This is a genomic window from Thermaerobacter subterraneus DSM 13965, from assembly GCF_000183545.2.
Taxonomy (GTDB): Bacteria; Bacillota; Sulfobacillia; order Thermaerobacterales; family Thermaerobacteraceae; genus Thermaerobacter; species Thermaerobacter subterraneus.
In genome coordinates this window covers 1,897,723-1,910,245 of sequence record NZ_JH976535.1, presented here as the reverse complement: position 1 = coordinate 1,910,245, position 12,523 = coordinate 1,897,723, and the positions used below count along the sequence as shown (strand labels likewise).

At 71.3% G+C, this 12,523-nt stretch carries 10 protein-coding genes; 5 read left to right on the top strand and 5 right to left on the bottom strand.

The window, feature by feature from the left end:
* Window positions 1-61: 61 nt before the first annotated feature.
* Window positions 62-1,567: a GerMN domain-containing protein gene (locus THESUDRAFT_RS07780; protein WP_006904219.1), complete on the top strand. Its 1,506-nt coding sequence runs from the start codon at window positions 62-64 to the stop codon at window positions 1,565-1,567.
* Window positions 1,568-1,710: 143 nt separating this feature from the next.
* On the opposite strand, the gene THESUDRAFT_RS07775 is transcribed toward THESUDRAFT_RS07780, so the two are convergent.
* Entirely contained in the window at window positions 1,711-1,998 is a 288-nt protein-coding gene (locus THESUDRAFT_RS07775) for a GlsB/YeaQ/YmgE family stress response membrane protein (RefSeq protein WP_006904218.1), read from the bottom strand.
* Window positions 1,999-2,497: 499 nt separating this feature from the next.
* Between THESUDRAFT_RS07775 and THESUDRAFT_RS15055 the strand changes: the two genes are divergently transcribed.
* The gene (locus tag THESUDRAFT_RS15055; RefSeq protein WP_278199617.1) at window positions 2,498-3,475 is read left to right on the top strand and encodes a DUF1028 domain-containing protein; all 978 of its coding nucleotides are present in this window, start codon (window positions 2,498-2,500) and stop codon (window positions 3,473-3,475) included.
* Window positions 3,476-3,519: 44 nt separating this feature from the next.
* Entirely contained in the window at window positions 3,520-4,518 is a 999-nt protein-coding gene (locus tag THESUDRAFT_RS07765; protein WP_040826397.1) for a DNA glycosylase AlkZ-like family protein, read from the top strand.
* A 17-nt stretch (window positions 4,519-4,535) separates the two neighbouring features.
* On the opposite strand, the gene THESUDRAFT_RS07760 is transcribed toward THESUDRAFT_RS07765, so the two are convergent.
* Entirely contained in the window at window positions 4,536-6,146 is a 1,611-nt protein-coding gene (locus THESUDRAFT_RS07760; protein WP_242823284.1) for an IS200/IS605 family accessory protein TnpB-related protein, read from the bottom strand.
* 123 nt (window positions 6,147-6,269) lie between these two features.
* Between THESUDRAFT_RS07760 and THESUDRAFT_RS07755 the strand changes: the two genes are divergently transcribed.
* Window positions 6,270-6,503 (top strand): hypothetical protein, encoded by a 234-nt coding sequence (locus THESUDRAFT_RS07755; protein ID WP_040826394.1) that lies wholly within the window; start codon window positions 6,270-6,272, stop codon window positions 6,501-6,503.
* Between the two features lie 154 nt (window positions 6,504-6,657).
* Here the strand turns inward: THESUDRAFT_RS07755 and THESUDRAFT_RS07750 are convergent, their stop codons facing one another.
* The 3 genes from THESUDRAFT_RS07750 to THESUDRAFT_RS07740 form a co-directional block, all read right to left on the bottom strand.
* Window positions 6,658-7,875, bottom strand: coding sequence for a zinc-dependent alcohol dehydrogenase (locus THESUDRAFT_RS07750; RefSeq protein WP_006904215.1), 1,218 nt, complete (start codon window positions 7,873-7,875; stop codon window positions 6,658-6,660).
* A 63-nt stretch (window positions 7,876-7,938) separates the two neighbouring features.
* Window positions 7,939-9,021: a class II aldolase/adducin family protein gene (locus THESUDRAFT_RS07745; protein ID WP_006904214.1), complete on the bottom strand. Its 1,083-nt coding sequence runs from the start codon at window positions 9,019-9,021 to the stop codon at window positions 7,939-7,941.
* Between the two features lie 348 nt (window positions 9,022-9,369).
* A complete protein-coding gene (locus tag THESUDRAFT_RS07740; RefSeq protein ID WP_006904213.1) occupies window positions 9,370-10,500 on the bottom strand; it encodes a DUF871 domain-containing protein in 1,131 nt (376 codons plus the stop codon).
* Window positions 10,501-10,609: 109 nt separating this feature from the next.
* Here THESUDRAFT_RS07740 and THESUDRAFT_RS07735 point away from each other — a divergent pair, with 109 nt between their 5' ends.
* Window positions 10,610-12,475: an NAD+ synthase gene (locus THESUDRAFT_RS07735; protein WP_006904212.1), complete on the top strand. Its 1,866-nt coding sequence runs from the start codon at window positions 10,610-10,612 to the stop codon at window positions 12,473-12,475.
* Window positions 12,476-12,523: the final 48 nt, after the last annotated feature.

The following is a 12,523-nucleotide window of genomic DNA, read 5'->3' as shown; positions in this document are numbered from 1 at the left end:
CCTTGCTGATAAACGTGCGTAACGGCGTTGCGGTACGATGGCTGGTGGAGGGGAGGCCATCGTGTCCAGCCAAGGCGTTTTTTCCCTCAAAGGGCTGCTCTTGTCGTACCGCCCTGCTGCCCGGGGGCCCCACCCGTTGCGGCGGCAGGCGGCCGCGGGGCCCGTCCAATCCGCCCGGCCGGGCCGGCATCGGGCTGCCGCGGTCGCCGTGGCGCTGCTGCTGGTGGCGTCCCTGGGCCTGGCCGCATGCGGCCAGGCGGCCGTCGGCGGTCCCAACGAGCTGGTGATCGCTCCCGACGCAGCCGGGGCGGAAGACGGCCTCCCACCGGCGTCCACCGATCTGGAGGGAGCGCCGGCCATCGTTCCCAACCCCGCTGACGAGCGCGTCACCATCACCCTCTTCTACGGGTCCCGCTCGGGCGTGCTGGATCCCTGGCCCTGGCGGCGGACCGTCGACCGGCCCCAGCGTACCGCCGACCTGGCGCGCATCGCCGTCGAGAACCTGCTGGAGCCCCCAGAGAACTCGCCCTTCGTTTCGGTGCTGCCGCGGGGGACCCGGGTGCTGTCGGTGTCCGTCGATGACAGCCAGCAGACGGCCTACGTCAACTTCTCCGAGGAACTGGTCAAGAACCACCCCGGCGGCAGCTACGGCGAGGGCGTGACCATCCACGCCGTCGTCCAAACGCTGACGGGCATCCCGGGCATCCGCCGGGTGCAGATCCTGGTGGAGGGCAAGCCGGTGGAGACCCTGGCGGGGCACATCGCCATCGACAGGCCTTTGGAGCGGCTGATGATCGTGCCCGGCGACCCCGTGCCGGAAGGGGCGGTGCCGGGTCCTGCCGCGGATGAACCGGCCGGCGGGGAGGCTGCAAGCCAGGCGGCCGGAGCGGCAGCCTCCGCCGGGAGCCAGGGGGCCGGTTCGTCCGGCGCCGCCGGCGGCGGGTGGACGCCCTGGCAGATGGAGATCGACGACGCGGTGATGAACTTCTTCCAGGGCGAGGTCGTCCAGGGGCGGATGCAGTGGCTCACGGACCCTGTGGAGGCGGCCCGGTACCTGGCCACCACCTTCGGGTTCTACGGCTGGGACGAGTACGTGCTGCTCCACCGGACCGACCGGGGCGAGGGTTCCGGCGTGGGCGAGGCGCTGGTCCGGGTGCGCCACGGCGACAGCTATTACACCTTGCACATGATCCAGCCCCGGGAGCAGGGCGAGCGGGGCATCTGGGTGATCCATGACATCCGCTCGCGGGCCGTGCAGACGGGGCGCAAGCCGGTGGATGCCGGCCTGGTGCGGGACTGGCAGGAGGAAGTGGACGGCGGCGCCAACCTCTGGCGCCTCGACCCGGTGGACGCCGTGCGGTACCAGGGTGGCCTTTACGGCTTCGACCCCTACAGCGACGAGTTCACCCTGGTCAACGTGGACCTCGGCCGGGGGCAGGCGGTGGTGCGGGTCAAGCACGACGGCCGGGACTACGAGGTGATCTTGACTCAGCCGGTGCGCCGGGGCGAGAAGGGTGTCTGGTGGATCGACACCATCCGGGCGCTGCCGGCGGACAAGAACCGGTAGGCTGGCACGGCCACGGCCCGGCCGGTGCGGCAGCAGCCGGGCCGGTACGGCCGGGCGAAGGGATCCATGGGAAAAGGGGCGGCGGCACCGGGAGCCCGGGTTCCCGGTGCCGCCGCCCTTTCACGCTGCGCCAGCGCGCTGCGTCAGCTGGAGGTACCCGCGGACTTGCTCTCCTGCTTGCCGCCAAAGTAGCCGACCAGCCAGGTGAGGACCGCCGACGCCAGGATGGCCGCGATCATGTTGGCGCCGTCCAGGGTCCAGCCCCAGTTGCCCGGGATGAAGGCACCCAGGACGCCGCCGATGACACCCGTCACCAGCGAGCCGGGCAGGTTGCCGGGGAACTGGCGGCCACCGATGGCGTAACGGCCTACGGCCCACCCAAGGATCAGACCGGCGACGATGGCGGCCACCCAACCAAGCACACCCATCATCGCAACCGCCCTCCTTTGCGTCCAGGGTTCGAGGCCGGCCGCCGTGCCCTTGCGGGCCGGCGGACCGGCGGGTCGCTTCCGGGAAGACCGGCGAGCCGGCCGCCCGGGCCCGGCCGGGCCGGCCTTCTGCCTTCACCGTATGCAGGATCGTCAGGGAAGGTCAAAGTCGAAGGGTAGCCTTTAGCGGAAGTGGAAGCAAATCGCAAGGCCGGAATATAAGAACTGCGTCATTCATACTTTCCGAAACTTCATAAATCACGCCATTTCTACGCAACTCACATCCCGGACGGGCTGGGCGGGAGAAGCCGCCCGGTTCACCGCGCAGGTGGAGGAGGACTTGGCGGCCCGGCCGGCAGGGAACGACGGGCACGCCGGCGAATGGCGGAAAGGCGAATACGTGTTCCGTGGGCGGCGTACCGCCGGGGCCCCGGCCGGCGTCGGCCCCAGGAACCCGCAGTGATATAGAACCCGCAGCGATATAAGACCGGGCGACGGGGGGATGGCTATGCAGGTGCAGGCGGGCCGTGGCGGCCGGACGCGGACACCGGGCGGTACGCCGTGGGTCGCAACCTTCTCCATCGTGGCGGCGGACCCTGCAGCCGGCATCTGGGGGATCGGAGTCCAGTCCAAGTTCCTCGCCGTCGGGGCGGTGGTGCCCTGGGCCGAAGCGGGCACCGGCGCCATCGCCACCCAGGCCTGGGCCAACGTGAGCTACGGCCCCGACGGCCTGGCGCTGTTGCGCCAGGGCCTCTCGGCGGAAGAGGTGGTGGCCCGCCTGGTGGAGGCCGACCCCGAGCGGGATCACCGCCAGCTGGGGGTGGTCGACGCCCAGGGGCGGGCGGCAGCCTACACGGGCAAGGCCTGCTTCGAGTGGGCCGGGCACCGGGTGGGCGAGGGGTATGCCTGCCAGGGCAACATCCTGGCTGGTCCCGCCGTGGTGGACGAGATGGCCCGGGCCTACGAGGCGGCCCGCGACCGCGGCCTGCCCATGGAGGAGCGCCTGATCGAGGCGCTGCGCGCGGCCCAGGCGGCGGGTGGCGACCGGCGCGGGCAGCAGTCGGCCGCCCTGCTGGTGGTCAAACCCCAGGGTGGCTACGGCGGTTACAACGACCGCTGGCTGGACCTGCGGGTCGACGACCACCCGCGGCCCATCGAGGAGCTGGACCGGCTGATGCGCCTCCACCGGCTCTACTTCGGGACGCCCGACCCGAGCCGGCAGGTGCGCCTGGAGGGTCCCGTGGTGGGGGAGATCCAGCAGCTCCTCCTGGCGACGGGCTACTACCGGGGGCCCCTCACCGGCCGGCTGGACGAGGCGACCCTCAGCGCCCTGCAGGCCTTCCAGCTCAACGAGAACTTCGAGGAGCGGGTGGTGGGCCCGGAGGTCATGGACGGGGATGTGCTGGATTACCTCCGGTCCCTGGCCCGGCGGCAAGCGGGCGACGGCGGGGCGGGGTCGGCGCCCGGGACGGCCCGTTGAAGGGCGGGACCAGCCCCAAGGAAAGTCCCAGCAAAAGAAAGGCCATGGATTCGGGTGGCCATTCCACCATCCGCATCACCCGCCAGCAGGCGGCGGCTTACCTGCTTTTCCGGCTCGGCCTGGCCGGGTCCCGCTCCAGCACGCCCACGGGGCCGGCCGGCGTGAAGGCGGTACTGAAGCGGCTGGGTGCGATCCAGCTGGACCCGGTCAATGTGGTGGACCGCAATCACCACCTGGTGCTCTTCAACCGCATGGGCGAGTACCGGCCGGCGTGGCTGGAAGATCTGTACCAGCGGGGCCGGGTCTTCGAGGCCTGGTGCCATGCCCGGTGCATCCTGCCCGCATCCCTGTATCCGGCCTTCCGGCCGGCCTTCCGGCGATACGGGGAGGCCGAGCTGGAGCCCGCCGTACGGCAGTGGATGGAGCGGATCCTGGCCCTGGTGGAGGCCTCCGGCCCCGTCTCCGCGCGCCAGCTTGAAGCGCCGGAGCGGGTGGTCGGCTACTGGGATCGGGATGTCCCCAGGACCCGGGCCGTGAGCCAGGCCCTCCAGCACCTCTGGGAGGAAGGCCGCCTGGTGGTCCGGTGGCGGCGGGGCAACGAGCGGTGGTATGACCTCCCGGAACGGGTCCTGCCGGACGGCGTCGCCCGCCAGGAGCTGGACGAAGCGGAGGCGGCGGAACAGCGCCTGCGCCACTACGCCCAGGCGATGGTCCTCTTCGACGCCGGCGACCCCTGCTTCGGGTGGCAGCGCTGGCCGGCGGCGCGGCGGCGCCAGGAGGCCGAACGGCGGGTGGCGGCGGGCCAGTGGGTGCAGGTGGCCGTGGAGGGAGTCCGGCGGGTTTACTACGCCTTGGCCGAAGACCGTCCTGTCCTGGAGCGGGCGGCCGATCTGCCGGCGCTGGACGAGGCGCGGTTCCTCCCGCCCCTGGACAACCTGCTGTGGCGGCGGTCCCGGCTGCAGGACCTCTTTGGCTTTGAGTACACCTGGGAGATCTATCTTCCGCCCCACAAGCGGCGTTACGGGCCGTTCCTCAAAACATAGGCATTTATTGCATCCGCCTATGACGCCGGGCGAACAGCGCTCCCGACGATTCGCGCCGGGGGATCGCACCCCGGACCCCAAGCCAGACCATCACACCCCGGGCCGTGCAGGTTGTGAGCTGCCGGTGCCAGGGTGGATCGGGGTTCTCCCCGACCTGGAGTGTCCTCGGAGGACCGCTGATAAAGCCGGTGCGCCCGCTTGCCGCGCACCGACGGGGCGATGCGCCGCCAATCGCTCCAGACGTGCCGCCCTCGATTCCTCGCGGGTAGAGGGCGGGCGGTTCCGGAGCAAAAGCGCTCGCCCAAACGAAGGCCCCGGCGGGCAATCGCCACCGCCGCTGCCGCGTGGGGCGACAGCCCGTACCGGGCCATAAACTTGACCTTGCCAATCACACTGGTGAAGGCCGGGTTGACGCGGATCACTTCCACGCCTTCCCGGGCGGCCCGGGAGAGCAGCAGGGCCATGAACGCGCCGTAGGCAAAGGCGGAGAGCATCCGGGCGTAGCGGGGGCCTTCTTCCCGTAGGCGGGTCTTCTTCTCCCGGAAATCGAGGTGCTCCACCACGATGGGCTTGCCGGCGCTCTTGGCCCATGCCACCAGGTCCGCCACCACCTCGCCCAGGATGGCCTTCACCTGCTCCTGCCGCTTGCCTTGGATCTGAAAGCGGATGTCGCGAGCCGCGATCGGGTTGCCGAAACGGTCCACCTCCGCCACGGCCAGCCGGTCGGGGTTCAGATCCGCGCCAAGGGCGCCAGCCCTCCGCCAGGTGGTGATCGGAGCCGCGGGCCGTTCGGTGGTGGCGAAGACATACCACGCGCCGTTTTGCCGGACGAACCGATAGCTGATGGCTTGCCCGGACGCAAGGGCCGCCAGGATGACATCCTGTCCGTAGGGGAAGCGGATGCCGTGTAGCCAAACATGCCGCCCCAAGCGGCCGGCCAGGGCGTTGGGCACCCGAAGGCGCAAGCTGTCGCCAAAGAGCGAGCAGGTTTGGTTACCGCTCATCTCGTCTTTGGAGCCGATGCAGAAGAAGCTTTGGCTTCGGGCATCGCGCCATGCCTTGCGCCATTCGTCGTGGGAAGCAAAGCCGTTCTCTTCAAGGTGGAACTGCCGGTGAAACAAGCGCCGAGAACCAAAGCAAATCGGCGGCAATCCCGTCCGGGCTTCCGCCGTTTCAAGGCGGGAGCGAAGCATCGCCAGCCGTCGCTTCTTCTGGTGCAGCCGAAACCGAACCCGGCGGCGACGCTCGGCCCGCTCTTCGGGCGGCAGGCCGGCCCCGCGGCCCTTTCCGGACGCCAGGGCCTTGTCTTGCTTTTGCAACTTGGCAATCGCTCGTTCCGTGGCTTGAATCTGGCCGCGCAGATGCACCAGATGGTGCCGATGGGCTTCCTCCGCCGCCTTCACCTTGGCCTTGAGTTCGATGGCCAGCGCATTGAAGTGGCGAGCCGTGATTCCGTAGTGGGCAATGTATTCCCGCTTGCACTCAACAAGGGGACGATTGTGAACATAGATATCGACAAATAACCGGCACAGCAGGCGACCGTACAGTGCGGCGATGGCGTCCAGCGCCGGGTAAACCGCCCGGTCTTGAATCTTCGTCTGAAAGGTCGCCTGCATCGGCCAGATCATCCTCCTTTCCTCATAATACCAAACACCTTTTCCGTTCGTCAGCCGAAAGTGGGGGAAAGTGTCGGGAGTGGGGAACAAGATATGGGAAAGATTCGCCTACGGCGGATAAGAGATGATGATGGAATGGTAAGCAGCTACGAGCCCTACACCATGCCCGTGCTGTACCGGAACGGGCTGGTGGGCCGGATCGACCTGGAGTTCCGCCAGGCTGGCCGCACGCTGGTGCTTCAGCGGCTGGAGCTGGAGCCTGCCCGGCAAGAGCACCGCAGGGAGATCCGGCGGGCGGTGGAGGCGGAGCTCGAGCGCCTGGGCCGGTACCTGGCGGCGGAGTCCATCGAGGTGGCGGCGCGCCGCTGAAGCTGCAGCGGGTCATGCCGCCCGGGCACCAGGTCAAGGTCCGGCGCGCCCATCCCGGGATCCACCATTCCGGCATCGGATCCTTCCCGGGAGCCGCCATCCCGGGGAAAGGAGCCCGGGGCCGGTGGGCGTGAGCGCCAAGGCCCGGTGACCGTCAGCCCTCGCCCGGCGTGAAGACGATCTTCACCGCCCCCGAGGCGCGCCGGTCCAGGGCCGCCTTGAGGGCCTCGCGGTAGCGGGCCAGGGGGAAGCGGTGGGTGACCATCCGCTCCACCGGGAGGTCGGGATGGCGGGCCAGGGCCTCCAGCACCAGGTCGAAGGTGTGGACGGTCCGCCCGCCCACCTGCTCGAGGCCGTAGCCCACGGCGCCCACGATGTCCAGCTCCCGCATCCAGACGAAGGTCCAGTCAAGGCGGGAGATCTCCCCGGCGGCACCCAGCAGGATCACGGTACCGCCCTCCCGGGCCAGCCGCAGGGCGTCATCCAGGGAACGGCGGGTCCCGGCGCAATCGATCACCAGGTCGAACCCGCCCCGGTAGACATCGCGGCCCAGCAGGGGGCGGAAGGCCCGAGCGCCCGCTTCCACGGCGGCGCGCCCCAGGTCCTGGGGCGCCACCACCTGGTCGGCACCCAGCTCCCGGGCCAGCTGGGCCTGCATGCCGTGGCGCGCGGCCACGGTGACGTGCGCCCCGTAACCCAGCAGCCGCAGAGCGGCCACCGCCGAGAGCCCGATGGTGCCGGCGCCGATCACCAGCACCCGGGCGCCCGTCGCCGGCGGCCGGCGCAGGAGGCCGTGGGCGGCGATGGCCAGGGGCTCCACCAGCACGGCCCGCTCGTCCGGGATGGTGTCGGGCACGGGGTGGAGCTGCGTGGCATGGGCCAGCATCCGCTGGGCCCAGCCGCCGGGCAGGTCGCGGCAGTAGCCCACCAGAAACCCGGGGGCCAGGGCCCCGCCGGTGCAGTTCTGGCAGAGGTAGGGGAAACCCCGCTGGCACTGGGCGCAGGGCGGCAGCCCCCGCATGGTGCACGAAATGGACGGGTCGATGACCACCCGGGTGCCGGCAGGCCACGGGACCCGGGCGCCTGCCTCGGCGATGACCCCGACCACCTCATGGCCGAGCACCGCCGGAAAGGAGCTGAAGGGGGAGGCGGAGGGGGAGGTGTGGGCGGCGATGACCCCCATGTCCGAGCCGCAGAGGCCCGACAGGCGTGGTGCGACGACGGCCCAGTCGTCCCCCGGCAGCACCGGGTCGGGCCAGTCGGCATAGGTCACCGGCCCGGCGGGACCGTACACCAGCCAGGGCCAGCGATGGGCCAGCAGCTTGGCCAGGACCACCCGGGGCAGCGAGAGCCGGTAGACCAGGGCTTTCATGCAGCCGCCTCCTCTCCCGACAGGCGCCGGGGCGCCGCTTTACGCGCCACTTCAGGCGCCGCTTCAGCTCATGGGCACCTGGCGCTGGATCCGCCCCTCGATGCGCTCGAAGATGTCGTCCAGCGAGCGGCCGGTGATGGTAAGGCCGTGGTTCTTGAGCCCGATGACCGCCGCGGCCGGGTCGGGCGCCTGGCGCACCAGCTCCGCCACCGCCGTGGCCAGCTCGTAAGTGCCGCACGGGTAGTTGGCCTCCGTGGAGGGCACTCCCTCCATCCAGGCGTGGACGTGGATGATGGCCTGCACCTCGGGGTGCTCCCGGTAGATCATCCAGTGCTCGATGGCGTCGACGGAGACCCGCCGCGGTTCGATGCCCGCCGGCACGCTGAGGATCATCGCCTGGCGCTCGGGATCGTAGCCCTTGACCAGCAGGATGTCGCGGCCCACCACCTCCATCCGCGACTTGTCGATCCCGCTGGCGCTCATCCAGAAGGTGTTGCCCTCGTGGCGGGCGCTCAGGTTGCCGTAGCTCAAGCCCCCGATGCCGTACAGCAGCTTCAGGTGGCGCAGGTCCCGGGGGGAGAGGTACTCCTCCAGCGGGAACGGTGCCGGCAAAAGGTCCAGCGCCGCCAGCCGCCGGCCGGCCCGGGCCAGGGCACGGGTGGTGTCGTTGCCCTCCCAGAGCGCTTCCGGCAGGTCGGGTTCGAACACGTTGTCCAGGACGAACCGGGACTGGGCCAGGGGCCGCAGCCGCTCGTACACCTCTTCGAAGAAGGCGCCCTCGTTGCGGGTTTCGTAAGCCACCTGGTAGTGGCCGAGTTCCGGCGTGATGAAGTGCAGCGTGCGCCGGCCGTCTTCATCGGTGACGTAGATCAGCAGGTTCGACAAGGTGCGGACCAGGTACGGGTAGGCCCGCTGGAGCAGGTTGGCCCCGGGCTCTCCCTCCATCAGGGTCACGACGAAGGTGCCCCGGGACTGGCGCCGGAAGGGCCGCGGATCGGCCGGGTCGGCCACCTGGATGGCCAGGCCCAGGTCGGGGTCGTCGGCGGTGGTGGGCTCATGCCCGTGCAGGTCCAGCACGCCGCGCAGGCCGGCGATCAGGCGCCCCAAGAAGTCGTCCCGCGCCGGGGCCAGCAGGGCGTAACGCATGACCAATCCCCTCCCTCGAGGCTGGCATGGAGCACGGCCGGCGGGCCGCTCCGGCCGGGGCGGGGGGAACCCCCCGGCGGCATGCCGCCCGCGGGCCTGGCGGGGCAGGGGACCGCCGGCCGGTGGCTGCCCGCGCCGCACGCATCCCCCGGCACGGCGGGCCTGGCAGGCCTGGGCGACCCCTGCCACCGGTGGTAGTCTGTCCCGCATCGCTGCATGACATTTTAGGAAGAAAGGGGCGGGTTCCTCCCGGTGGCGGGCCGCGGGCCCGCTCCAGCGGGCCCGCGCCGGCCACGCACCCGCGGGCAGGCCCGCACGCTTCAGGGGGTGCGGAACCCATGAACTGGATCAGCCGGCTACGAAGCGGAAACGGGCTCCCGGTCCCAGAAGGTCCAGCAGCGGCACGTCGTCGGGGTGGACCCAGGCCACCACGTTGACCCGCGGGTCGGCGGGAAGGTCCTGCAGGGTCACCTGCAGCTCGCCCGCATAGCGCAGGTAGCCGGCATTGTCCACCGTCACCGTGCCCCGGGGCCGGGGTTCCGCCGGCCGCGGTTCGATCATCGCCCCCTGGCCCGCGTAGGCCCGGGAGGCTGTCGAGCGCAGCACCGCTTCGGCCGGGTCGACCCGGTTCACGTGGACGACGTCCAGCAGGATGTGCCGCTCGGCGGCCGTCGCCGCGGGGTGGAGGCGCACCCGCAGGGGCACACCGTCGCCCAGCCACACCTCCCGCACCCCCTGCAGTTCCGCCGGGGACGGGCCGGGGTCGCCAAAGAGCACCGTGTGTACGCAACCCAGGGCCCGCAGTTCGGCCGCGGCCCGGTCGGGGGGAAGGCGGCGGTGGCGCTCCAGGGTGGGCAACCCTTCCCGCAGGGGTCCCCGGCGGCCGGCCTGGGAGGGGACGAAGGCGGCCACCCGGATGCCGCGCCGCGCCAGTTCCTCCGACCGGTGACGGAAGAAGTCCAGGCCCAGCCCCGTTTCCGGGCGCGGGTAGAAGTTGTGGCAGGCCGCCAGCCGTTCGGGCCGGGCGCCGGCCGCCAGGATCCGGTCCAGCTCGGCGGGTGTCACGGTGCTGGCGTTGAGCACCACGTCCAGGCCGTAAGGGTTGCGGGTCATGGCGGCGATGGCGGGGGCGTCGTAACCGTAGTCGACCCGCAGGGCGGCCAGGCCGAGGCGGGCCAGGGGCGCCAGGTCGCCGGGGGTGGCGCCCAGGGCCGCCAGGGCGGGGGGTGCCACGTCGGCCCAGAGGCGCAGGCCCAGGCGGCCGGCCAACCCGGCCAGCCGCTCCAGCAAGCCGGCGGTGGCGGCCGGCGATGCCTCGGGCAGGTGCAGGGACGTGAAGACCTCGGTGTAACCGTGCCGGGCCGCCTGTTCCAGCAGGCGGGTGATGGCCGCCTCGCTGCCCTCCGGTCCGTAGCCCGGGTAGATGGCCACGCCCAGGGTGAGGGCGGGAGCCTGTTCGTGGGGAGCCTGTTCGTCCATGGGACAACCTCCCTGGGAGGATCCGGGCCGGCGCGTTGACCCTGGCCCGGGGGATGTCTACACTACAGGCGAACTCCTTCCATAGTTTCCACACCGGGGAGGAACCGCCTTGGACCCTGCTGCCGCTCCCTTGCGCATCGCCGTCGCCCAGGTCAACGTCACGGTGGGCGATCTGGAAGGCAACGCCCGCAAGCTGGCCCGGTTCGCGGCCGATGCCGCTCAAACCGGCGCTGACCTAGTGGTCTTCCCCGAGCTGGCCCTGACGGGTTATCCGCCGGAAGATCTGGTCTTCCGGCCGGCCTTCCTCGACGCCACCCGCCACTGGCTGGGGTGGCTGGCCGGGGAGCTGGCCGCGGGGCCCGTGGCCCTGGTGGGGTTTGTCCACAGGGACCGGGACCTCTACAACGCCGCCGCGGTACTCCAGGGCGGGCAGATCAAGGCGGTGGCCTGCAAGCGGTTCTTGCCCAACTACGGGGTGTTCGACGAGAAGCGCTACTTCGCCCCCGGCCGGCGGGCCCTGGTGCTGCACCTGCGGGGCGTGGCCCTGGGCGTCAGCATCTGTGAAGACCTCTGGTACCCCCACGGGCCCATCCGGGAGCAGGCCCTGGCCGGCGGGGCGGAGATCCTGCTCAACCTGTCCGCCTCCCCGTACCACATGGGCAAGCCCCGGGAGCGGGAGGGGCTGCTGATCACCCGGGCCACCGACTTGGGTGTGGCCATCGTCTACGCCAACCTGGTGGGCGGCCAGGACGAGCTGGTCTTCGACGGCCACAGCCTGGTGGTCGACGCCGGCGGCCAGGTCGCCGCCCGGGGCCGCCCCTTTGCCGAGGACCTGTTCTTCTGGGACTACGACCCGGCGGCCGCCGCCGTGGCCCGCTGGCACGAGCCCCGTTACCGCCACATGCCGGTGACGCCCGAGGAGGCGGCCCAGGTCGAGCATGTCGACCTGGACGAACCGGCCGCCGGAGGCGGCCCGGGTGGGCGGCTCCCGGGCCCGGTGGCTGGGCCGGGGGTTGCGGTGCCCGGGGTGGCGGGGCCCGGGACGGCTCCGGAGGCGTCGCGGCCACCGCTGCCGCCCCGGCAGGTGGAGGTGCTGGAGGGCGAGGCGGAGGTCTACGCCGCCCTGGTGCTGGCCCTGCGGGATTATTTCGAAAAGAACGGCTTTCGCCGGGCGTGGCTTGGCCTCAGCGGCGGCATCGACTCCGCCCTGGTGGCCTGCCTGGCGGCCGATGCCCTGGGCCCCCGGCAGGTGACGGGCGTGCGCATGCCGTCGCCCTTCACCTCCGCCGCCAGCCTGGACGATGCCGAGGCCGTGGCCCGCAACCTGGGCATCGGCCTTGAGACCATCCCCATCGGTGAGATCTTCGGCGCCTTCCGGCAGGCCCTGGCGCCCCTGTTCGGCGACCGGCCCTTCGACGTGGCGGAGGAGAACCTCCAGGCCCGCATCCGCGGTACCCTGCTCATGGCCCTGGCCAACAAGTTCGGCGGGCTCGTGCTGGCCACTGGCAACAAGAGCGAGCTGGCCACGGGCTACGCCACCCTCTACGGCGACATGGCCGGCGGTTTCGCGCCCCTCAAGGACGTGCCCAAGACCCTGGTCTACCGGCTGGCGGCCTACCGGAACGGCTGGCCCGGGGGCCCGGTGATCCCGCGCTCGGTGCTGGAGAAGGCGCCCACCGCCGAGCTGCGCCCGGGCCAGAAGGATGAGGACAGCCTGCCCCCTTACGCGGTGCTCGACCCGATCCTCGAAGCGTATGTGGAGAGAGACTTGCCCGCCGCCGCCCTGGTGGCCCGGGGGCTCCCTGCCGAAGCGGTGCGCCGGACCGTCCACCTGGTGGCCACCAGCGAGTACAAGCGGCGCCAGGCGGCTCCGGGACCGAAGATCACGGCCCGGGCTTTCGGCCGGGACCGCCGCTATCCCATCACCAGCGGTTACCGGGAAGCTGTGCCGGGCGATGGGGGCTCCGCGGGCTAGGGGTTTGCTTCAAAGGGTTCACCATTGCCCTGAGGCCCGCTCGCCGGG

Bases quoted from the DNA above. Each gene is read 5' to 3' on its own strand.
- THESUDRAFT_RS15055 (WP_278199617.1), top strand. From the start codon at position 2,498: ATGGCTATGCAGGTGCAGGCGGGCCGTGGCGGCCGGACGCGGACACCG.
- THESUDRAFT_RS07765 (WP_040826397.1), top strand. From the start codon at position 3,520: ATGGATTCGGGTGGCCATTCCACCATCCGCATCACCCGCCAGCAGGCG.
- THESUDRAFT_RS07740 (WP_006904213.1), bottom strand. From the start codon at position 10,500: ATGGACGAACAGGCTCCCCACGAACAGGCTCCCGCCCTCACCCTGGGC.
- THESUDRAFT_RS07760 (WP_242823284.1), bottom strand. From the start codon at position 6,146: ATGATCTGGCCGATGCAGGCGACCTTTCAGACGAAGATTCAAGACCGG.
- THESUDRAFT_RS07750 (WP_006904215.1), bottom strand. From the start codon at position 7,875: ATGAAAGCCCTGGTCTACCGGCTCTCGCTGCCCCGGGTGGTCCTGGCC.
- THESUDRAFT_RS07755 (WP_040826394.1), top strand. From the start codon at position 6,270: ATGGTAAGCAGCTACGAGCCCTACACCATGCCCGTGCTGTACCGGAAC.
- THESUDRAFT_RS07775 (WP_006904218.1), bottom strand. From the start codon at position 1,998: ATGATGGGTGTGCTTGGTTGGGTGGCCGCCATCGTCGCCGGTCTGATC.
- THESUDRAFT_RS07745 (WP_006904214.1), bottom strand. From the start codon at position 9,021: ATGCGTTACGCCCTGCTGGCCCCGGCGCGGGACGACTTCTTGGGGCGC.